The sequence below is a fragment of the Leptolyngbya sp. FACHB-711 genome (genome assembly GCF_014695615.1).
Lineage (GTDB): Bacteria > Cyanobacteriota > Cyanobacteriia > Elainellales > Elainellaceae > Leptolyngbya_A.
Window position 1 is genome coordinate 1 of the sequence record NZ_JACJOR010000322.1, and the last position, 20,749, is coordinate 20,749.

General features: G+C 53.2%; 18 protein-coding genes and 1 pseudogene. 9 read left to right on the plus strand and 10 right to left on the minus strand.

All coding sequences use genetic code 11. The annotated features are described in order from the left end of the window. On the minus strand, window positions 1-559 hold a 559-nt coding region (locus tag H6F80_RS13045), incomplete at its 3' end, for an MFS transporter (protein WP_518523572.1). A gap of 134 nt (window positions 560-693) precedes the next feature. Beyond that, the gene (locus tag H6F80_RS13050) at window positions 694-2,334 is read right to left on the minus strand and encodes a hypothetical protein (protein WP_190791977.1); all 1,641 of its coding nucleotides are present in this window, start codon (window positions 2,332-2,334) and stop codon (window positions 694-696) included. Window positions 2,335-2,647: 313 nt separating this feature from the next. On the opposite strand from H6F80_RS13050, the gene clpS reads away from it, so the two are divergent. The 3 genes from clpS to H6F80_RS13065 all read left to right on the plus strand — a co-directional run bounded on the left by clpS (window position 2,648) and on the right by H6F80_RS13065 (window position 4,577). After that, window positions 2,648-2,935, plus strand: coding sequence for an ATP-dependent Clp protease adapter ClpS (gene clpS, locus H6F80_RS13055; protein ID WP_190791978.1), 288 nt, complete (start codon window positions 2,648-2,650; stop codon window positions 2,933-2,935). A 111-nt stretch (window positions 2,936-3,046) separates the two neighbouring features. Continuing rightward, a complete protein-coding gene (locus H6F80_RS13060; RefSeq protein ID WP_190791979.1) occupies window positions 3,047-3,922 on the plus strand; it encodes a CPBP family intramembrane glutamic endopeptidase in 876 nt (291 codons plus the stop codon). 55 nt (window positions 3,923-3,977) lie between these two features. Further along, window positions 3,978-4,577 (plus strand): DUF3611 family protein, encoded by a 600-nt coding sequence (locus H6F80_RS13065; RefSeq protein ID WP_190791980.1) that lies wholly within the window; start codon window positions 3,978-3,980, stop codon window positions 4,575-4,577. A gap of 6 nt (window positions 4,578-4,583) precedes the next feature. Here H6F80_RS13065 and H6F80_RS13070 read toward each other — a convergent pair whose 3' ends face one another. The 4 genes from H6F80_RS13070 to H6F80_RS13085 form a co-directional block, all read right to left on the minus strand. Continuing rightward, complete coding sequence (locus tag H6F80_RS13070; protein ID WP_190791981.1) at window positions 4,584-4,985, minus strand: ExbD/TolR family protein; 402 nt, start codon at window positions 4,983-4,985, stop codon at window positions 4,584-4,586. Further along, on the minus strand, window positions 4,972-5,619 hold the full coding sequence (locus tag H6F80_RS13075; RefSeq protein WP_190791982.1) for a MotA/TolQ/ExbB proton channel family protein: 648 nt from the start codon (window positions 5,617-5,619) through the stop codon (window positions 4,972-4,974). The genes H6F80_RS13070 and H6F80_RS13075 overlap by 14 nt, the downstream gene beginning before the upstream one ends. A 110-nt stretch (window positions 5,620-5,729) precedes the next feature. Further along, entirely contained in the window at window positions 5,730-6,068 is a 339-nt protein-coding gene (locus tag H6F80_RS13080; RefSeq protein ID WP_190791983.1) for a DUF4870 domain-containing protein, read from the minus strand. An 11-nt stretch (window positions 6,069-6,079) separates the two neighbouring features. Then, the gene (locus tag H6F80_RS13085) at window positions 6,080-6,520 is read right to left on the minus strand and encodes a DUF4870 domain-containing protein (RefSeq protein ID WP_190791984.1); all 441 of its coding nucleotides are present in this window, start codon (window positions 6,518-6,520) and stop codon (window positions 6,080-6,082) included. 220 nt (window positions 6,521-6,740) lie between these two features. On the opposite strand from H6F80_RS13085, the gene H6F80_RS13090 reads away from it, so the two are divergent. The 4 genes from H6F80_RS13090 to H6F80_RS13105 all read left to right on the plus strand — a co-directional run bounded on the left by H6F80_RS13090 (window position 6,741) and on the right by H6F80_RS13105 (window position 10,148). Then, window positions 6,741-8,174, plus strand: coding sequence for an aldehyde dehydrogenase (locus H6F80_RS13090; protein WP_242067335.1), 1,434 nt, complete (start codon window positions 6,741-6,743; stop codon window positions 8,172-8,174). A gap of 131 nt (window positions 8,175-8,305) precedes the next feature. Then, on the plus strand, window positions 8,306-8,617 hold the full coding sequence (grxC, locus tag H6F80_RS13095; RefSeq protein ID WP_190791985.1) for a glutaredoxin 3: 312 nt from the start codon (window positions 8,306-8,308) through the stop codon (window positions 8,615-8,617). A gap of 99 nt (window positions 8,618-8,716) precedes the next feature. Continuing rightward, window positions 8,717-9,262: a tRNA adenosine(34) deaminase TadA gene (gene tadA / locus H6F80_RS13100; protein WP_190791986.1), complete on the plus strand. Its 546-nt coding sequence runs from the start codon at window positions 8,717-8,719 to the stop codon at window positions 9,260-9,262. Window positions 9,263-9,344: 82 nt separating this feature from the next. Next, window positions 9,345-10,148: a lysophospholipid acyltransferase family protein gene (locus H6F80_RS13105; protein WP_242067336.1), complete on the plus strand. Its 804-nt coding sequence runs from the start codon at window positions 9,345-9,347 to the stop codon at window positions 10,146-10,148. Window positions 10,149-10,350: 202 nt separating this feature from the next. On the opposite strand, the pseudogene H6F80_RS13110 reads toward H6F80_RS13105, so the two are convergent. Next, window positions 10,351-10,941: pseudogene (locus H6F80_RS13110) on the minus strand (MBL fold metallo-hydrolase); the annotation flags it as partial. A gap of 527 nt (window positions 10,942-11,468) precedes the next feature. Here H6F80_RS13110 and H6F80_RS13115 point away from each other — a divergent pair. Beyond that, window positions 11,469-12,815 (plus strand): glutamine synthetase family protein, encoded by a 1,347-nt coding sequence (locus H6F80_RS13115; RefSeq protein ID WP_242067337.1) that lies wholly within the window; start codon window positions 11,469-11,471, stop codon window positions 12,813-12,815. Between the two features lie 39 nt (window positions 12,816-12,854). Here H6F80_RS13115 and H6F80_RS13120 read toward each other — a convergent pair whose 3' ends face one another. The 3 genes from H6F80_RS13120 to H6F80_RS13130 form a co-directional block, all read right to left on the minus strand. Next, window positions 12,855-14,840 (minus strand): peptidoglycan D,D-transpeptidase FtsI family protein, encoded by a 1,986-nt coding sequence (locus H6F80_RS13120; protein ID WP_190791988.1) that lies wholly within the window; start codon window positions 14,838-14,840, stop codon window positions 12,855-12,857. A gap of 100 nt (window positions 14,841-14,940) precedes the next feature. Beyond that, window positions 14,941-15,636: a hypothetical protein gene (locus H6F80_RS29125; protein ID WP_199296545.1), complete on the minus strand. Its 696-nt coding sequence runs from the start codon at window positions 15,634-15,636 to the stop codon at window positions 14,941-14,943. A 202-nt stretch (window positions 15,637-15,838) separates the two neighbouring features. Then, on the minus strand, window positions 15,839-17,122 hold the full coding sequence (locus tag H6F80_RS13130; RefSeq protein WP_190791994.1) for a Glu/Leu/Phe/Val dehydrogenase dimerization domain-containing protein: 1,284 nt from the start codon (window positions 17,120-17,122) through the stop codon (window positions 15,839-15,841). Between the two features lie 478 nt (window positions 17,123-17,600). Here H6F80_RS13130 and H6F80_RS13135 point away from each other — a divergent pair, with 478 nt between their 5' ends. Next, complete coding sequence (locus H6F80_RS13135) at window positions 17,601-20,459, plus strand: cation-translocating P-type ATPase (RefSeq protein ID WP_190791989.1); 2,859 nt, start codon at window positions 17,601-17,603, stop codon at window positions 20,457-20,459. The last annotated feature ends 290 nt before the right edge of the window (window positions 20,460-20,749 follow it).

Genomic DNA, 20,749 nt, shown 5'->3' on the forward strand with positions numbered 1-20,749 from the left:
AACGCTCCAGCAAAATGCCGCTCAGGTAAGCCGTGAGGAACCCGCCCAGTGCAGCCGTTCCCCAGGTGAGGGACTGCAGCGATCCGGCATCCTGCACTGACTCGGTCCTCGCCCGCTCGACCACTAGCGAATCGACGATCACATCGCTAAACGCCACCGAAAGCGAACCCAGCGCGATCGCTGCTGTTGCCGACCAGACATCGTGAACGATCGTCGCAAGAGCCACCCATGCCGTCGTGCCCAGTAGACCAGACAAAATCAGGTAAGGACGACGACGATAGCCGAAGAGCGGCAGTCCATCGGAAACAAAGCCAAACAGCGGCTTGATCATCCAGGGCAGCGCAGCCACCCCTAGCAGAGCCGACACCTGCGCCGGACTCATGCCCAGGTCATCTTTCAGAAAGAAACTGACCGCCAGCCGCGCCAGCCCCAAAATGCCCTGCACAAAGTACACCAGCAAAATTGCCGCCAGCTCTGGACTGGGTTCGTTTCCGAACAGAACCTTTTCCTTCAGCAGCGTTGTAACCTTGACCCTTAAGCCAGGGGAGGAAGCTATCATTCAGTTTCGATTTGTTAAGAAACATCAACACTGCCTATTATGATAACTCCCTCGCTGAGACTGTCCAGGAATCGCAGGGGGGATTGGCGATCGGCATTTGATCCGCATTCGGACGGCATTGAATCACCCGCAGGTTAGATGCTGAAGCTTTCTGTCGTAAGGTTGACTCCCTGTAGAAAGGCAATTGGGTGACCGTTTACCTCGATCGCAGTGTTTCTGCCCTGCGGGAGAAAAACGAGGTCATCTAGCTGCAGATTGCCCTTGAGGATCAATTGGTCTTTCCCTGGCTGAAAGTCAAGAATGGTCTTGATGCCTAGACCTTTACCAATCACAAATCGATCGCCTCCCGCTTTGCCAAGCCATTGCGCTTTGCCGAACCCTTGATCGTTGCCTTTGCTGCTGTTGAGCAGATCATCCTCTACGGTTCCCACAATTAAATCTGCCTTAGGAGCCGATCGCGCTGCCCGCAGTTGCCGGGGTCGGCTAGGAGTCGTTGGCGGGGAGCCATCGTTACCGCCATTATTGTTGCCGCCATTATTACCGCCGTTGCCGCCGCTATTTTGAGGAACGGTGAAGCGTCTTGCCAGAATGTCTGTGCCGCGATCGTCGCCCTCATCACTCTGCCACGCGACAACAAAATTGCCATTGGGACGAACTGCAATCTGGGGCAGGGTCTGGTCATTATCGGTCGTTTTGTTGACTTGGAATTCACCGGCGATGCGGCTGCCATTCGAGCCAAACTGCTGTCCCAGCACATTGAAATTATCATCGCTATCGCTGGCCCAAACGATCGTAAAGTTGCCTTGCCTATCTGAGCCGATCGACGGAGTTTGCTGATCGCCGTTTGTGGTGGAATTGACGCGGAGATTCTCTGCACCGACCGCATTTCCTCTGGCGTTGTAGCGACGGGCATAAATACCTGAACCGTCCCCGTCCTGCTCTTGGTCCTGCCAGACCACGACAAAATTACCAGCCGGACCAACCGTGACATCAGGATTAATCTGATCGCCTCTGACCCGTGGATTCACCTGAAACTGATTGTTGATCGGATTACCGAAGCGATCAAATCGTTGGGCAAAAATGTCATACCCGTTGTTCCGGGTGCGGCTCTGCCAGACCACGACAAAATTGCCCGCCGAGTCCGTTGCAACCGCCGGATTGATCTGAGCGCGATCGGTCGTTGTGTTCACCAAAAAAGCTCTGCCCTGACGCGCTCCAGAACTGTTGTAGCGTTGAGCAAAGATGCCGAATCCACTCTCATCGCGCCCGATCACTTCGTTCGTTGTGCGTCCTTCGTTTTGCCAGACCACGACAAAGTTACGCGCTTCCCGGTTTTCTTCATCGGTTCCGAGCGGTTCAAACGCAACGTCCGGATTTTGCTGCCGTCCCTCAGTGGTCGTGTTAATGCGAAACTCAGAGCCATTCTCCCGGAAATCATCTCCGCTGAACTCATATTGCTGGGCAAAGATGCCGCTGCCTGCATCGCCTTGATTTTCAGCCTGCCAAACCGCGATCGTATTGCCAATTCCATCGATTCCGAGAGCGGGGCGTTCCTGGTCTCCCTCCCGTAGCGAGTTCACCAAAAACTCTGGGGCAAAAGCCGTGCCGCCGGGGAGAAAGAAGCGGGCGAGAACTTCTTCTTCGTCTTCCTCACTGTCGCTCTGCCACGCGATTACAAAATTGCCGCGCTCGTCGATCGCGATCGAGGGATTTTGCTGATCGTCTGCCGTCGAGGAATTGACACGGAGAACGTTTCCTTTGGGGGTTGCTTGCATAAGCTTGTCCGGGGGCTTGTTCAAGGGAACCTGCTGAACCTGGGGAGCAGCACCCACTAGGTTACGGCATAAAAGGCTAGATAGAGCAATTTTATTGATTTTCAGGGAAAACTGGCTCTATCTATAGCGTTGACTCTGCACCTGGGGAAGTCACGATCGCTGTCCCCTACCTTATATTTAACCTTGATTCAACGTTCTGATTCAGGCGCAGCGGCTTTAGCCTGCCCACGTAATTTTCTGTAACATGGAAACCGTGTGAGCTGAATTGCACTCCTTCGCAAAACCGTCAGACTTCGATTTGAGGAGATAGCCTGTGGCAGTCGAAACGATTCAAGAGCGTTCTACATCAACCGTCCGTAAACCTGCTCCCCGCTATAAGGTGCTGCTGCACAACGACGACTTTAATTCAATGGAGCATGTGGTTAAGTCACTGATGGAAACCGTCAGTGGCCTGACGATGCCGCAAGCCGTCAGCATTATGATGGAAGCGCACGTCAATGGCATTGCCCTGGTGATTACTTGCGCCCAGGAACACGCCGAATTTTACTGCGAAGGTTTAAAGAGCCGGGGGTTAACCAGCACGATCGAGCCTGATGAATAAACGGTTCTGTCCTGACGATTTCCTGAACGAACGGGGCAATGGAGACCCTCGGCGCCTCTTCAAATCTCCTGATAAACCCCTTCCCGATCGTTTTGCCTCCCTAAAACCTGCTTGAAACCCATCCTGACTCGCCTCGCTCTTTATCCTGCCCCAGTCCGAATCATCGCGTTTCTTCTGCTGGTGGTGGGAGTCTGGCTGCCCTTTGCTGCGCCGATCGCCCTCCTCGTGCGCGATGCCAATCAAGTCACGATCTTCACCATGTCTCTGCTGTTTGTCGCGTTTCTGCTGCTGATTCGCGTCTGGGGTAAAAGGGTACAGGGCGATCGGCGAATTTTTCAGACCTATGGGCTGGTGTTCAGCAAACAAAATGGGCGGGAGCTATTGTTGGGGCTGGCGATCGGTTTGCTTAGCCTGTTTTTTCTGTTTGGTGTGCAGAGCAGTTTGGGCTGGGTTGAGTGGCAAGCGTTCGCCCCATCTCTGCGAATTGGGCTGGAAGGTGGCGTGATGGCGTTGGGCATCGGCTTTGCCGAGGAGCTTGTCTTTCGCGGCTGGATTTATGACGAACTGCGGCGCGACTATTCCCCCAAAACGGTGCTTTGGGCAGATAGCCTGATTTTTGCCTGCCTCCACTTTATTAAATCCCCCGCAGAAATTATTCGCACTTTTCCTCAGTTTCCAGGACTGGTGCTGCTGGGGCTGGCATTGGTTTGGGCAAAGCGATCGACTGCCGTTCCCCGTCCTGTGGCTGATCCGCGCTGTCCTCAAGGCAGGCTCGGGCTTGCGATCGGGCTGCATGCCGGACTGGTCTGGGGCTATTACATGGTGAATGTGGGCAATTTGATTCGCTACTCTAGTCGCGTTCCCATGCTGCTGACGGGAATTGATCGCAATCCGCTATCTGGGGCAATCGGGCTGCTGTTTTTGGGCGGTTTGGCAAGCTTGATGGCATGGCAATCGAGACGGGGCAGTTTTTTCTTCGATCGCTAACTCAAGTTGGGAATCGCTCGATCTACACTGAGAGAATCTTCCTTGAGTGCGGGATATGGCAAATCGATCGAGTTCTGTGTCTGTCTCTCCAGCGATCCGGCGCGTTGCTTTATCGCTGCGAATTCTGGGCTGGGTGAGTTTCTGGTCACAGGTGATTTTGGGAGTCGTTGCAGGAATCGTGCTGATTTTTGCCGGGGGAAATCTCCGTGCCCCTGCGCCGAATCCGGGGAATCCTACCACTCCGGTCGCTGCTAATCCGGGAACTGGGGCAGGGCTTTTCTTTGCTTTTATTGGGCTAGTTGCGCTGGCTGCCAGCATTTATTGGGCGTTTCGCTATACTCGCCTGGCCCGCAAGCTCACCGCTGCTAACAGTGCCGAGCGTCCCAAGCGTGGCGATACAGTTCGGATTCTGGAAATCGGGCTGCTGATCAATCTGGCAGGGTTGCTGGTGACAGTTTTAGGAGCGCAGGCGATCGCGGGGGCACTGCTGCTGAAGTCTTTTGAACAGGGCTTTGTCATCTTTTCGGGCAATCCGCTCCGGTTTATCACGCCGCTCGATCTACTGGTCGTGCAGTCCAACACCAACGCGATTCTGGCGCACTTTATCGGGCTAGCATCAACGCTGTGGCTACTGCGATCGATTAACCGTCCGTAGTTCCCGTTACGGCTGTTCTGTCGCGATCGCCAACCGCACCCCATCGATCGCCCTCAGCCGATCCATCACCTGCACAACGTTACCGTGGCTGACTGCTGTATCTGCGTTGATCACCACGAGCGGCTGCTGACCGGTGGCAGCTTCGGCTTTGATTTGGGCCTCGATCGTGTCTAGCGGCATCGCGGCTCGGTTGAGAGCAAGGTTTCCGGCAGGGTCGATCGTGATGACAAACTGTTCCTGGGACTGATTCTCGGTGGTTCCGGCTTTGGGCAGGTTAACGGGTAAGCCCTGCGATCGAGTCAGAAACAGGGTGGACATAATGAAAAAAGTGAGAATCGCAAAAATCACATCGATCATCGGCACGATGTTGATTTGAAACTGAGATTCCGGCTCATCAGGCAGACGCATTAGGCAGTCCTCCACGTTCGTAGCGACGACGATGAATCAGTTCAAGCTGTCCGCCATATTCCTGAATCAGCGCAATTTGACGCAGATACAGTCCTCGAAACATATTGGCAAACAGCAGGGTAAAAATAGCAACGACCAAGCCAGCCGCAGTCGAAATCAGGGCTTCGCTGATACCTGCGGTGACGTTTGCAGTTGCCTGTCCGCCCAACTCGCCGATCCGCAGCGAGGCAAATGATGTAATCAGTCCCAGAATTGTCCCCAGCAGTCCCAACAGGGGGGAAACGCTGATCACGGTTTCAAACACGGTGTTAAATCGCTTCAGGAGGGGAATTTCTGCCTGCGCTGCACTCTCCAACGCTAAGCGAAACTCGTCGGGGGTTGATTGCTCTAGCTCTAAGGCGGCTAAAAAAATGCGGGCGATCGGCAAGTTCACGTTTTGTTCGAGCTTCTGGAAGGCAGCTTTGGGACTGCGACGATAAAGTGCCAGGACATCGCGCACAATGGCATCCTGTTTTCGCCCGACCTGAAACCAGAAAATGAGCCGCTCTAGAATCAGAGCCATCGCCAGAATCGACAGCCCCAACAGGGGATACATGACGACTCCGCCCAGGGCGAATATTCGAGCGATCGACATGAGAAGTCCTCTTTAGTCTGCAATGTTCAGTCTGTAAGGTTCGACTGCGTTAATAGCATACTCCCATGTGGGGAGTTCAAGCTTGATGCTTTAAGTAGTCGCTTAGCCGATTACAGCAGGCGAAAAATAAACGGATAGCGGTAGGGCAGATCGGGGCGATCAAGGACTTTGACGATCGCAATAATCGGCAGCACGAGTGTAGCAACCCCTAGCAAAACCAGGAGTGGGATTCCAATCAACACCACCGTCAGCACACCGAAAATAATGCCATAGAGAAAAACGTTGATGTGAAAGTTGAGGGATTCGATCGCATTGGCTTTCACAACCGGGTCTTCGTTTACCAACAGGATAATAATTGGAATGGCAACAGAAACGATCGTGGAACTGAGCAAAATCGCGCCGTGGCAGAGGGCAGAGAGGAGTTTGCGTTGACTGGTTTCGGTTTGCATAAGAATCAAGGTTAAAGGAGCCGGAAGATCAGGGGATAGCGATACGGAACCTCAGGGCGTTTGGCAACTCGGACGATCGCAGCGAGCGGCAAAATCAAGCTGGCAAGCCAGAGCAGGACAAATAGCAGCACAGCCCCCACCATAATCATTAGCGAAATCTCGAAGAGAAACGAATAAAGAACGGACGGCAGGTTTAGCGTAATCAAGGAGTCGTCCATAACAAAGGGAATGAAAAGACTTAAGCCAAAAAATCCGACAATGAACGCGGCGATCGCATAGATATACAGACTGATGTGAAAATTGATTGATTCTCTTGCATTTGCTTTTACGATTGGATTTTCGTTGGTGGCAAGAATGACGATCGGAATGACAATGGAAACGATCGCGGAACTGAGAAACACCGAAGCATGACACACAATCGAGAGTGCTTTTTGTTGATCTAAATCACGCATTGCTGATCTCGGTGAACTTTTCAGACCTTTGGTTACACCTTTTGGTAGGAATTCCCTGGCTGAATTTGAGATAAACCCTAAAAAAGCAGTTGCGCGGCGAAGTGAAACCACACGTAAAACCAAACGTAAAACCAATTGCCCAAATTCTAGCTACCGCAGTTCAACCGATCGTTCCTGAAATCTTGTCGATTTATTAAGAAGAATTTAGGGTAGAAGAGAGATGTCTCAGGAGAGGTTGCTGGGTATGGTGCAATTTATCGCAGGTTCCGAAACAAACCAGATGCAAGCTGAGATTGAAAGTGTCGTGCGGCGACAGCGTGCCTATTTTCGGACAGGCGAGACGCGATCGATCGAGTTTCGGACTAATCAGCTCAAGCGGCTGCGGCAGGCAATCCTCGATCGGGAAGCAGCCATTATGCAGGCAGTGCAGGCAGATTTGCGAAAGCCCGGCTTTGAAGCCTTTGCGACTGAAGTTGGTGTGATTCAGGAAATTGACTACGCCATCAAGCATCTACGCAGTTGGATGAAGCCCAAAAGCATTGGTGCGCCGCCCGAACAGTTTCCGGCGAAAGCCCAAATTATTCCTGAACCGCTGGGCGTGGTGCTGATTATTGGACCCTGGAACTATCCGTTTCAGCTCATGATTTCGCCCCTGGTGGGGTCGATCGCCGCCGGAAACTGCGCTTTGCTCAAACCCTCGGAAATTGCACCCCACACCTCTCGCGTCGTCGCCGATCTGATCGAGGCAACCTTTGACCCCCAATATATTGCGATCGTCGAAGGCGGGGTCGAAGTCAGTCAGGCAGTGCTCAACGAAAAGTTTGACCATATTTTCTTCACGGGCGGAACGGCGATCGGCAAAATTATCATGGCAGCCGCTGCCAAACATCTCACCTCGGTCACGCTGGAACTGGGCGGCAAAAGTCCCTGCATTGTCGATGCGGATATTGACCTGAAAACCGCCGCCAAACGCATCGTCTGGGGCAAATTTATCAACGCCGGACAAACCTGCATCGCGCCTGATTATCTGCTGGTTGATCGCCGCATCAAACCCCAACTCATCGAAGCCATCACCGCAGCCCTGCGCGAATTTTATGGTGACGACCCGGCAACCAGCCCTGACTACGGACGCATTGTGAGCGATCGACACTTCGAGCGACTGGCTCATCTGATGCAGAACGGTCAGCCGATTGTCGGCGGTCAACTAAATGAAAGCGATCGCTACATCGCCCCCACCCTTCTCGACTCCGTGGATCTGGATGCACCCCTTATGCAGGAAGAAATCTTTGGTCCGCTCCTGCCTGTGATTGAATACAGCGATATTGAAGAGGCGATCGACCTGATCCTGTCCAAGCCCAAACCGCTTGCCCTCTACCTCTTCACCCGCAACAAACCACTCCAGCAGCGCATCCTCCAAGAAACGTCATCCGGCGGAGTTTGCCTCAATGAAACGATCATGCACGTCGGCGTAGCGCAACTTCCCTTTGGCGGCGTGGGCGAAAGCGGCATCGGCAAATACCACGGCAAAGCCAGCTTCGACACCTTCTCGCACTACAAAAGCATCCTCGCTAAGCCCTTCTGGCTTGATCTGCCCTGGCGATACGCGCCGTATCAGGGAAAGCTGGAGCAGATTAAAAAGTTGCTTTTGAAGTGAAGCGGTGGAGTTTATCCAGACATCCAAAGCGATCGCAAAACTTCTCCAGGCGATCCTCGCCCCTTCACTCCTTCATCACCCCCTCCACCCCCTTACCCCTCTACTTAATCCACCCCTTCACCCCTCAACCCATGCCAAACCTCCTCAACTTTCTCCTAAAACGCCCTTCTGAGAAAATCAGGGCAAACGTCGAAGTCTACACCTGGCAAACCTGCCCCTACTGCATTCGGGCAAAAGTGCTGCTGCGCTGGAAAGGCGTTCCTTTCACGGAATACAGAATTGACGGAGACGGAGCGGCACGAGTCAAAATGGCAGAACGCGCCAACGGTCGGCGCACTGTTCCGCAAATTTTTATCAACAATCAACATATTGGCGGCTGTGATGATCTCTATACGATCGATCGCGAAGGCAAGCTCGATGCACTCCTAATGCAGCCTGAATAATCAGACCTTCCAGCCATCACTGCATCACAACTGCATTACAACAGTCCCAGGCGCAATCCTTAAAAAACTCCCCCTCACTCCCTTCTCCCTTCCACTCCAATGCCCCTTCCTCCACCCCCGATCGATCATCCTGATTACCTCATCCACTATCACTGGATGACCCAGGCGATCGAGTTGGCACAGGCGGCAGGAGAAGCAGGAGAAATTCCGGTGGGAGCGGTGATTGTTCAGGGAAATCGGGAGATTGCCACGGGGGAAAATCGGCGAGAGCGAGATCGCGATCCAACAGCTCACGCAGAAATTCTGGCACTGCGGCAGGCGGGTCAGCAATTGAGTTCCTGGCATTTGGAGTCCTGTACGCTGTATGTGACGCTGGAGCCTTGCCCGATGTGTGCTGGGGCGATCGTGCAGGCGCGGCTGGGGCTGTTGGTGTATGGGGCAGATGACCCGAAGACAGGGGCGGTACGGACGGTCGCCAATTTGCCCGATAGTGCCTGCTCCTTTCATCGGCTTCCCGTAGTAGGCGGCATCCTGGAACTTGCCTGCCGTCAGCAGTTGCAAGACTGGTTTAGGCAGCGTCGGCGAACTCATGAACAGCACCGCCCCGCAAATCAGCCAATAGACGGCGAGGGAACTGTCCCCTGAAAGAGGGAGAGATGAACACGAGCAACTAATGTGGGTATAAGGTATGCCCCAATGGTGATGGGCTTTATTGAACTGCTTAGCTATGGTTTTGCTTCACTCTTCTCACGATCGCCCCGCTGAACCTGAAGTGATTCAACCCGCTTCCACCCCGCAAATGCCTGAGCCACCGGAACCCTCTTCCAAAGCTCCAGTGACGACCATTCGATCGCGAATTTCTCCCTGGCTCACACCCCTGGTTTACCCTTTGGGCTGCTGGTTCGTTTTGCCCAACTACTTTCGGATTGAAATCACGGGACAGAAAAACTTGCCCCTGGAGGGTCCGGTGATTCTTGCCCCAACTCATCGATCGCGCTGGGATGCGCTGCTGGTTCCCTATGCGGCAGGTCGATTTGTTACAGGGCGCGACATCCGATTTATGGTGACTGCCGATGAAGTGAAAGGGCTTCAGGGTTGGATGATTCAGCGACTGGGTGGGTTTCCGGTGAATCCGCGACAGCCTGCGATCGCCAGTCTTCGATTCGGCGTTGAAGTGCTGCACAACCGCGAAATGATGGTGATCTTTCCAGAGGGGGGAATCTTTCGCGACCATCAGGTTCACCCGCTGAAGCCCGGACTCGCAAGACTCGCGCTGCAAGCCGAAGGAAATCAGCCTGGATTGGGCGTTAAAATTGTGCCGATTCATCTGGAGTATGGGCAGGAGTTTCCCACTTGGGGCTGTCCGGTTAAGATCGCGATCGGCAAACCGCTTGAGGTGAATCAATATGGGCAGGGTAACGTGAAACAGCGTGCCCAAAACCTTACCCAGGATTTAGAAAATTCCCTGCGGCAGCTTGGCGGCGAACTCTCGGAAGGCTCTGCCGATTGCGTTTCGGTTTCTGCCTCGTAGGGTCTGAGTTTCAGCGATGATCAAACAAAAATCAGGCGATCGGCACTTCTAATCGATCGCCTGGTTTCGGCTCGATCACCTGTGCTGAGAGCTTTGCTGCTGCCAGGCGTGATTGTAGTTCCGCCGCACTGCCTTCTGCCTTAAGTAGACCGGGAAGAATACCGCTCATCTCAATATCGCCCCCAGCTGCGGTGGGCAGAATTACTTTAGGATTCAGGACTTTTGCCAGTTCAACCGTCGCACTTCTGCCGCGAATCACTGCCCCCACGATCGGAAGCTGCAAATCTACGATCGGCGCAATCACCACATCGATCGGCGCAAGTGCTTTCAGCATCGGGGCGTGGTTGCCGTGCGGTTCATAATAAAGCGAAGTACCTTGCTGAAGATCGGTTAGCACATAGCCATTCTCAACCAGCGTCGGTCCGACCAAAGAACCGGGTACTGCCTGAATCTTGAGCGCGTTTGCCAGCGTGAAGCTTTCGCCGTGTGCCAGAGCCGTTACCTGCGCGTAGCCCAACCGATTCACCACTTTCGCCGCATTTGGAGAAGCAACGACAGGAATCTGGCGATCGAGCTGCTCTAGCGTAGGCGGATGGGCATGGTCTTCAAGTCCCTGGGAGAGCAAAATCAGATCAATTGCATCAGGAATGGCACGCTGGGAGCGACGATCGCTCTTAAACAGCCAGGACATCTTGCCAAACATCAGCGACCCTACAAGCCAGGGATCGAGCAGGATTTTTTGTCCTGCCATTTCAATCAGCCAGGAATTAGTGTCGAGCCAAGTCAAATACATCGCACATTTTTTGAGAGACTTTCCTTCATTATTGTCGCAATTCCATTACGTTGAGAGGGAATTGGGGCGATGTGAAATGGTTTTTATTTAGAGGTGATATTTAGAGGCGATCGGTGAGGTTAAGTAAAACAATGCTAAAATCCTTTATCCGTTTGCTGCTCTGCTTGTCTCAAGGCATCTTTGAAATGTCTTTTGCCCTAAAGAAAGATTACAGAAGGCTTCTACGATCTGCCCGAGTTTTGAACTTTGCTGAATCCAAATTTTTTGGACAGCCGCTTTAGTAAAAGCTATTCTTTCAATCATTATTTTTTCAACCAAAGGCGCAAGAATAGGCTGTTTAGCTTGTCATCCAATGAGCGTTAGCAATTTGTGTTAAAAATTCTTGGCTTCTAAAGTAGCTAATTCTCAAAGGCGACACTAAAACACAGTCATACAACAGTGATATAGATGAGCAATGCGGACTATAGAATCTGCTTGCCAAAGATAGAACTCCCCGTCACAATGGCTTTCAAACTCAGGCAGAATCAATGGTGAAAGCGATGATGCAAGACTGGCAGCGGCTCCTTGATTCAGCAGCAGTGCGCTTTGTGCGGATTGTCTGGTGTGATAATGCGAATGTGATTCGGGCGAAGGCATTTCATACGGCATTTTTGGAAGAACATCAGGATTGGGGCATTGGGATTTCGATCGCCCAACAAGCCGTTCCCGTGATGGCTGATGCGCCTGCGCCAGAGAGTGGTTTGGGTCCGGTGGGAGAAGCCTGGCTAGTGCCGGATTGGTCTACGCTTGCGCTATTGCCCTATGCCCCCGGTCATGCCCGTGTGGTGGGAAAGATGATGCGTGAGGGGCAACCCTGGGCACTTTGTCCGCGCAGTTTTTTGCAGCGCATGATTGCTCAGGCACAGGCAATCGGCTTAGAGGTGAAAGCAGCGTTTGAGAACGAGTTTTATCTGCTGTCCCGCAGCAGCGAGGGAATTGCGCCCGTCGATCGCACGCTGTTTGGTGCGTCGCTGAGTATGGATCAAAATCGAGCTGTGATTGATGACATCGTGGCTGCCCTGATCGCCCAGGGAATTGCAGTCGAGCGGTATTATCCAGAGTCCGGCCACGGTCAGCATGAAATTTCGATTCGCTATACTGGGGCACTCACAGCCGCCGATCAGCAGATTGCGTTTCGCGAAACCGTTCATGGTGTTGCCCTTCAGCATGAGCTGATTGCTTCGTTTTTGCCCAAGATCTTTGCAAACCAGGCAGGCAGCGGTTGTCATCTGCATCTAAGTTTGTGGCGGCAGGGGGCAAATCTCATGCCTGACCCACAGCAACCGGGTGAACTGAGTCCGATCGCCCTGGCTTTTGTTGCCGGGATCCTCGATCATTTGCCTGCGCTGATGGCAATCACGACACCCAGCGTCAATTCCTACCGTCGGTTGCAGCCTCACTTCTGGAGCGGCGCGTTTCGCTGCTGGGGCAAAGACAACCGGGAAGCAGCCGTTCGGATTCCGAGCAGTCCCGTTCCACCGAGTCCGACCCATCTGGAACTAAAAACCGTGGATGCGTCTGCCAATCCCTATTTGGCTCTGGGAGCCACGGTCGCTGCTGGGCTGGACGGTATCCGACGCGCCCTCACGCCGGGTGAAGAAGTGACGATCGATCCCGGTAATTTCTCAAAAGCAGAACGGCAGCAGCGCAAGATCGATCGCTTACCTTCAACGCTGGGTGAGGCGATCGAGCATCTGAAGCAGGATGAGCATCTTTTGAACGCGCTGGGAACCCCGCTGACACAGGCATTTCTGGCAGTACGGCAAGCAGAATGGGCAGCGATGCAGGAAATGACGCTGGAGGAGGAGGTGGGGATGTTGCTGGAGCGGTACTAGGAGGTGAGAGTAAGGGGATGAGGAGATAAGAAGTGAGGTTTAAGGTTGTGCGGGTTCTTCCTGGGGCTGATCAGTGGGCTTGGCAGGGGGGAGATGGTCGATCGCAATAATCGACTCCATGACGGATTTGACGATCGGTGCAGTGACAGTTGAACCATAAGCATCATCGCCCTGCGGCTCATCGACTACTGCCAGCACCACATAACGGGGAGCCTCAACCGGGAAAATGCCAACAAAGCTGGTGATGCGTGCGCCGTCGATATAGCCTCCGTCGGGGCTTGCTTTCTGAGCGGTTCCCGTCTTTCCAGCGATGCGGTAGCCAGGAATCTGAGCAGCCTTTCCGGTTCCTTCCTCAACAACGTGTTCCATCATGTTCAGTACGGCGTTTGCCGTTTTGGGTGAGAAGACTGCTTCGGGCGTAGGCAGGTCCGGCTTCCAGACCAGGCTTTCATGGGGGTCAACCAAGCCTCTCACCACATGGGGCGTAACTCGCTTACCACCGTTTGCCAGCATGGCGTGAAGCTGAAGCAGTTTGATCGGCGTGAGCGAAAAGCCTTGTCCAAATGCGGTGGTCGCGGGTTCAATCACGGATTCGGTAAACTGCGTGTAGTCCTTAAGCTGCCCGGTCGCTTCCGAGGGCAGATCAATTTCTGTTGGCTGATTGATCTTCAGCTTTTCGAGCCAGCCGTAGTACACACCGGGCTGTAGCGTTTCCATCAAATGCACCATGCCCACGTTGCTGGAATGCTGCAAGATTTCAGTGAGGGAAAGCTGTCCGCGCCCGCCTGCGTAGCTAAAGTCTGCGTTTTGAATGGGCCAACCGTCTACTTCGATCGCCCCTTCGTCGTAGAAAGAAGCATCGGAACCCACAGCTCCAGATTCCAGCGCGATCGCCACGTTAACGGGCTTAAAGGTTGACCCCGGCTCATATAGGTCGGTCAAAATCCAGTTTTTCAGCTGCTCGATTTTTGCTTCATAAAACTTGTTGAGATCAAAGGCAGGGGCGGAGACCAGCGATCGAATTGAGCCGTCCTGCACATCCATAACCACCACAGCTCCCCGCTTGGCGTTGTACTTCTGCATTTGCCCATCCAACGCAGAACGAGCCGCCCGCTGAAGCCGACTGTCTACTGTAAGCTGAAGCCGCAAATCGTCTTTCTGATGCTGAAGAAAATGCTCGGGCAGGTTAATGGGCACAATTCCCCCATCACCCGATCGTCTGAGCGTCATTGACGCGATCGACTGCTCAATCTGAGGTTCTAGAGAAGCTTCAACGCCGGACTGACCCTGGCGATCGGCATTCACAAATCCCACAATTTCCGGAAAAAGAGCCTGCTGCGGATAAATCCTTTCCTGCTCAGGAACCAACTCTAAGCCGTCGAACCCCAGAGTTGCAATTCGCTCCTGGGTATCTTCTGAAATATCATCCCGAACTCGAATACCGCTTTCCTGAGCTTTAAATTTGTCCATTAACTGCTGCACCGACTGTCCCACGATCGGCGCCAAGTCTGCGGCAACCTTCTCTTTAGCTTCGTTAAACAGAAAAGGATGGGCAAATAGCGTATAAACGGGCTGATCGATCGCCAGCACATTCCCGGATCGATCCACAATCGGACGACGGGGCATGACCGGGCGCAGATCGAGCACCTGCTGTTCTTTTGCTCGTTCTTGCAGCATCCCTGCCTGGAATACTTGAATTTTCAGCAAATTGAGCAGCAAAAGCAGCATTGCACCCAGCATAATCAGCCAGACAATCAGCAATCGCTGCCGCTGCACCTTTGGCGAAATCCCAAAAGAACCGGAACCAGAACCCGAAACTTTTCGATCGCGCTGGACTCGATCGCGTCGAATGGGGTTTTTCGATCGAGAACGCGCTACAGAAACCGAGCTAAAGCGGTTTTCCCGGCGGGACGATCGCTGCTGCGGAATTGGAGTTCCTGAGGCACGACGGCGACTTCGGGCAGAGGCACGGCGCGAAAATTGGGCAGCAGATTGAGCAGAAAACGGGAAAGGAGGAGTAGCCATCGACCAACTCGAAACAGGGAGTGATGCCAGAACGATAATCTGAACAGAAAAATTCTGCTCAACATTAAATGTCAAAAAATGTTAAACAGAAAATGCCGAATTAATAGCCCAAAGGACGGGCAGGAATTGGAGTATCCGGCATAGGGGTTACTTCAGGGGCAGTCGCAGGACGCAGGGGGGCAGGACTGAGGAAAATTGTGCTGTTGGGGTCGGGTGGCACTAAACCTGTTCCCGGCTTTTCTGCCTGCTCTGCCATCTGATTTTTAAGAACTTCGTTAGTCGTGAGAAACTGCCGTTCCCGCTTCTGCAATCGCTCGAGCTGCCGATAAGCGTCGCTCCATCGCTGCTGGGTGTAAACCGTCCAGCCATAAACGCCCAGTCCTGCAATCACCAGCAAGAGCGTAATCAGCGTTGATCCCTGCTGTAAGGCAAACAGTCCCCGCAGCCAGAGGGGAAGCGGCTGGGGCTGGGGCAGGCTTCGCACTGACGATCGCTTTGCAGCCGAACGGGTTGTGGCTTTCCCTAAGGAAGATTGCTCCAGATGGCGCAAGTTGGCTTCTGGGGCGATCGATCGCAGTTTTCCTGCCGAAATCGTCAGGTCTGAAGCAGGATCTGAGACAGGATTGGTTTGCCGCAGCGGAACCACTTTCGCTCTACCTTGCTTCGCCTCTCCCCGAGTCGATTGCTTCGCAGTTCCTCGAAGTGAAGATCGCGTTGCCGAATTTTTCCGACGGGGTGCTGTTGAGGAGCGGGACGATTTCCGCCGAGCAGCACTGGGATCAAGCACAGCCGTCATAGCCTTTCACCTTTTAGAATGACCCTTCAGAATTTAATCTCTACTGCTATAGCACGATCCCATTAATTCAGCACGACTAACGCTAGATAAAGGAGTTTTCCACCACAGCCAAGTGCATGAATCTGACCGTTCCAAAAGTATAAGGGGGACTCGTGCGATCGTCACTTTTTTTGCGGAAGGATTCCTGACTGAATTGGCAAGCTTAGCTGCGGTAGTCTTCCCGCGTACCTCGTGTCCGCAGAGCTTGTCCCAGGCGATCGAGGGCATGAACATAGGCGGCGGTTCGCATTGAGCAGGAAAGCTCTTTTGCCGTTACCCAAATCCGCTCGGTTTCCTCGGTCATTTTTTCATTGAGGCGGCGGTTCACTTCTTCCAGGCTCCAGTAAAGCCCGCTGCGGTTTTGCACCCACTCAAAGTAGCTAACTGTGACGCCGCCCGCATTGACCAAAATATCGGGAAACACCTGAATTCCCTTGCTTTCCAAAATTGCGTCGGCTGCCGATGTAATGGGTCCGTTTGCCACCTCGAAAATGTATCTCGCCTGAATGCGATCGGCGTTCTCAGCAGTGATCTGGTTTTCGAGCGCAGCCGGGATCAAGATATCAACATCCAGTTCGAGCAGTTGCCCATTGGTGATGACTTCATGGTCAATCTGGCTGCACACGCTGCCCCTGCAATAAACTGCTTTGATGCCGCGTGTTGCGTCTTTGATTTGGCGGACGCTGGGGATATCCAGTCCTTGTGCTGCATAAACGCCGCCCTGCGAATCACTGACCGCCACGACTTTGTAGCCTGCCCGGTAGAGCAATTCTGCCAAAACTGCTCCAGCATTGCCAAATCCCTGGACAGCTACCGTCGTTTCGCTAGGTTTGCGATCGAGCTTCGGCATCAGTGTTTGGATCGAGAAGAAAGCCCCCATTGCGGTTGCAGTTTCACGTCCGAGGCTGCCGCCCATGGTGATCGGTTTGCCCGTCACAACTCCAGGGGTAATTTGCCTGCGGATCGTGCTGTACTGATCCATCATCCAGCCCATGATCATGGCATTCGTGTAGACATCGGGGGCGGGAATATCCACATCGGGTCCAATAAAGTCGGCGATCGCGTCAATGTAGCCTCGGCTCAGGCTTTCTAGCTCAAATTTAGACAGCTCCTTAGGATTCACGGTCACGCCACCCTTTGCGCCGCCAAACGGCAGATTCAGCACGGCACATTTAAAGGTCATCCAAAATGCTAAAGATTCAACTTCGTCGAGCGTCACGCCCGGATGAAAGCGAATCCCACCTTTTGTTGGACCCCGGCTGTCGTCATAGCGGACGCGATAGCCCTGAAAAACACGTAGCGAACCGTCATCCATTCTCACTGGGATCGAGACGGTAAGGCTAGCTTTGGGTGCTCTGAGCCGTTCGATCGCATCTTCGCCGATCGTCACGTAGCGCAAAGCTTTTTCAAGTCGAGTATTTGCGTCAGATAAAAGAGAACCGGACACTTGATGAGCGATCGTGCCGGAGTTTGGGTTAGACATTCGATGCCTCCTCATTGCGGAAATTCTCAATGACTTCTCAATGGCTGAGCAGGAGACGACTGAAGCGATGGTTTGAAGTGATGATTTGAAGCGATGGTCTGTCCTGCTATCTCTATCTTTCCCGAAAAACTGTAGCAAAAACTACAATTTATTATTTATTGAGTAAAAGATACAAAACTAAATATTAAAGGAGTGCGGATTGCTCCTATTCTCTGGCGCTTATTATGCAGGAATAGGTTGTGCCCCAAACAATTTACTTCTCCAGGTTTTACGTTTTATCTTTTTTTAATAGTTATCCTTAGAAGAGAATATTGTTAAATTGCTAGCCGCAAAATAATAGCGGAGCTTATCCTGATCGCAATAGGATGGGTCTGATGAGTCTTTTTCATAACGACTAGCCCTTCTTATTCCCAGACCTTCAAAATTTCCTGTGAGCTGATTCATGACTACCGATGTTCCGTCTTCTCAAACTCCACTCTGGTACACACTGGAAGCTGATAAAGCGGTCCAAATTCTTCAGGGCGATCGACAAGCAGGATTATCCCCAGAACAAATCGCCGAACGGCAGCGGCAATATGGTCTCAACGAGCTAGAAGAGACAAGCGGGCGCAGCTCTTGGGAAATTTTGCTTGATCAGTTTAAGAACATTATGCTGATCATGCTGATTGCAGTTGCCCTTATTTCCGGCGTGCTGGACTTAATCGATCTCCGGGCAGGCACTGCTTCGCCAGATGAAATTCCCTTTAAAGACACGATTGCAATTCTGGCGATCGTCATTCTCAACGGCATTTTGGGTTACGTGCAGGAAAGCCGCGCTGAAAAAGCTCTGGCTGCGCTGAAGAATTTAGCTTCGCCCCGTGTGCGGGTGCTGCGCGACGGCAGAATCAGCGAAATTGATGCAAAGGATGTGGTTCCGGGCGATGTGATGATGGTGGAAGCCGGAGTGCAAATTGCCGCCGATGGTCGTTTGCTGGAAGCGGCGAACCTGCAAGTTCGGGAAGCTGCCCTGACGGGAGAAGCCCACGCCGTCGTCAAGCAGGCAAACGCCCAACTACCCCAGGATGCTTCACTGGGCGATCGGGTCAATATGGTGTTTCAGGGAACCGAAGTTGTAAATGGGCGCGGCAATGTCCTGGTGACGGGAACGGGAATGCGAACCGAGCTGGGCAAAATTGCCACTCTGCTTCAGGGCGTTCAATCTGAGCCGACTCCGCTCCAGCAGCGGATGGACCAGCTCAGCAAGGTTCTGGTTTCAGGTGCCCTGGCACTGGTGGCGATCGTCGTCATTGGCGGGGTTTTGGCGACCGGAATTGGACAGCTCCGCGACTTCCTGGAAGTGTCGCTCAGTATGGCGGTTGCGGTCGTTCCCGAAGGTCTGCCTGCAGTCATTACCGTCACCCTGGCACTGGGAACGCAGCGAATGGTGCGCCGTCAGGCTCTCATCCGTAAACTGCCTGCGGTAGAAACCCTGGGTTCGGTGACAACGATTTGTTCGGACAAGACCGGAACGCTGACCCAAAACAAAATGGTGGTGCAGTCGGTGCATCCGCTCTCTGGGTCGCTTCAGGTGACGGGCGAAGGCTACGTTCCTGAAGGGCAGTTTTTCCATCCGGGCGAAACGAAACCGATCGAGGCTCCCGATAAAGCCGATCTTCAAGCTCTTCTGCTGGCTTGTGTTTTGTGTAACGATGCGGCTCTGCAAACTGAAAAGGGTCAATGGGCAATCATCGGCGACCCAACCGAGGGCGCATTGCTGGTTGTCGGCGGCAAAGCCAGACTGATGAAAGAGCCACTGAATAATCAGCTTCCCCGGGTGGGCGAGTTTCCCTTTTCTTCCGAACGCAAACGGATGAGCGTTGTCGTCAAAGATGCGACCGGAGAAATGCACCAGCAATTCCCGACGTTGTTGTCTCCCAATTCGCCGCTGGTGATGTTCTGTAAAGGATCGCCTGAACTGGTGCTGGAGCGGTGTCAGCAGGTGATGGTGGGCGATCGCGTTGAGACTCTGACCGAGGCGCAGCGTCAGCAGATTCTAGAACAAAACAACCAGCTTGCCGGACGCGGACTGCGGGTTTTGGGCTTTGCTGCCAGACCGCTGACCCAGATGCTTCCCGAAGGCAATGAGGACAACGCAGAACAGGATATGGTCTGGCTGGGGCTGGTGGATATGCTTGATGCGCCCCGACCCGAAGTGCGCGATGCCGTAGCCCGCTGTCGGACGGCAGGCATTCGTCCGGTGATGATTACCGGAGATCACCAGCTTACTGCACAGGCAATTGCAGAAGATTTGGGCATTTCTTATCCAGGTGATGCAGTGCTGACTGGGCGGGAACTGGAGCGGTTTAGCCAGCAGGAACTAGAGCAGCAGGTCGATCGCGTTGGCATCTACGCTCGCGTTGCACCCGAACACAAGCTGCGAATCGTGCAGGCGCTCCAGAATCGAGGCAAAATTGCCGCCATGACCGGAGACGGGGTGAACGACGCACCTGCCCTGAAGCAAGCCGATATCGGGATCGCGATGGGCATTACCGGAACCGATGTGAGCAAAGAAGCCAGCGATATGGTGCTGCTGGACGATAACTTTGCCACGATCGTTTCTGCGGTCGAAGAAGGACGGGTTGTTTATACGAATATCCGCCGCTTTATTAAGTACATTCTGGGATCGAACATTGGAGAAGTGCTGACGATCGCCGCTTCCCCGCTTCTGGGTGCGGGTGGTGTTCCCCTGACTCCCCTACAAATCCTTTGGATGAACCTGGTTACGGATGGTTTACCTGCACTTGCCTTAGCGGTTGAACCTGCGGAACCGAACGTGATGAACCGTCCGCCCCACGACCCGAAAGAGAGCATCTTTGCGCGGGGACTGGGCTCATACATGGTGCGAATTGGAATCGTGCTGGCAATTATCGCGATCTCGCTGATGGTCTGGGCATATGGCTACACCGAGCAGGTGCAAACAGAACTGCTGGTGCGCGATCGCTGGAAAACGATGGTCTTCACCACGCTTTGTCTGGCACAAATGGGGCACGCATTGGCAATTCGCTCGAATTCTCGCTTGACGATCGAGCTTAACCCGTTCACCAATCCGTTCCTGCTGCTCGCAGTGGGCTTAACCAGCCTTCTACAGCTTGCACTGGTGTATGTGCCGCCTCTCCAAGACTTTTTTGGAACTCACTATCTCAGCCCATTTGAGCTGCTAATTTGTATTGGTTTCAGCTCGTTGATGTTCGTTTGGGTCGAACTCGAAAAATTGTTCTTCCGGTTCTACTTCAAGAATCGTGAGGCAAAAGTGCGAGCGTAGTGGGATTGGTCGATCGATCTGAATTCTAAAGTTGAGAAGACAGAAGCCTGCTAATGCGGGCTTTTTTATTGGGATTTTAAGCGTTGCTGAATAGAAATATGAAGAACCCAACTAAGCTCCTGCATCTCCCCCTAAATCCCCCAATGCTGGGGGCTTGGAGGATTAGTTCCCCCAAAGCTAGTAGTTCACCAAATAAACTTTGCCTAGTTAGCATGCTTTAATTTAGGATAGAGATGCCCTAACCGAATGCGCGCACCTGCACTGGAAAATCTCCAATTGACCCTGGCTTT

Coding starts and splice junctions, on each gene's coding strand:
- H6F80_RS13085 (WP_190791984.1), bottom strand. CDS start 6,520: ATGCGTGATTTAGATCAACAAAAAGCACTCTCGATTGTGTGTCATGCT.
- H6F80_RS13070 (WP_190791981.1), bottom strand. CDS start 4,985: ATGCGTCTGCCTGATGAGCCGGAATCTCAGTTTCAAATCAACATCGTG.
- H6F80_RS13135 (WP_190791989.1), top strand. CDS start 17,601: ATGACTACCGATGTTCCGTCTTCTCAAACTCCACTCTGGTACACACTG.
- H6F80_RS13065 (WP_190791980.1), top strand. CDS start 3,978: ATGGCAAATCGATCGAGTTCTGTGTCTGTCTCTCCAGCGATCCGGCGC.
- H6F80_RS13090 (WP_242067335.1), top strand. CDS start 6,741: ATGTCTCAGGAGAGGTTGCTGGGTATGGTGCAATTTATCGCAGGTTCC.
- H6F80_RS13120 (WP_190791988.1), bottom strand. CDS start 14,840: ATGGCTACTCCTCCTTTCCCGTTTTCTGCTCAATCTGCTGCCCAATTT.
- H6F80_RS13050 (WP_190791977.1), bottom strand. CDS start 2,334: ATGCAAGCAACCCCCAAAGGAAACGTTCTCCGTGTCAATTCCTCGACG.
- tadA (WP_190791986.1), top strand. CDS start 8,717: ATGCCCCTTCCTCCACCCCCGATCGATCATCCTGATTACCTCATCCAC.
- H6F80_RS13080 (WP_190791983.1), bottom strand. CDS start 6,068: ATGCAAACCGAAACCAGTCAACGCAAACTCCTCTCTGCCCTCTGCCAC.
- H6F80_RS13075 (WP_190791982.1), bottom strand. CDS start 5,619: ATGTCGATCGCTCGAATATTCGCCCTGGGCGGAGTCGTCATGTATCCC.
- H6F80_RS13105 (WP_242067336.1), top strand. CDS start 9,345: ATGGTTTTGCTTCACTCTTCTCACGATCGCCCCGCTGAACCTGAAGTG.
- H6F80_RS13115 (WP_242067337.1), top strand. CDS start 11,469: ATGGTGAAAGCGATGATGCAAGACTGGCAGCGGCTCCTTGATTCAGCA.
- H6F80_RS29125 (WP_199296545.1), bottom strand. CDS start 15,636: ATGACGGCTGTGCTTGATCCCAGTGCTGCTCGGCGGAAATCGTCCCGC.
- grxC (WP_190791985.1), top strand. CDS start 8,306: ATGCCAAACCTCCTCAACTTTCTCCTAAAACGCCCTTCTGAGAAAATC.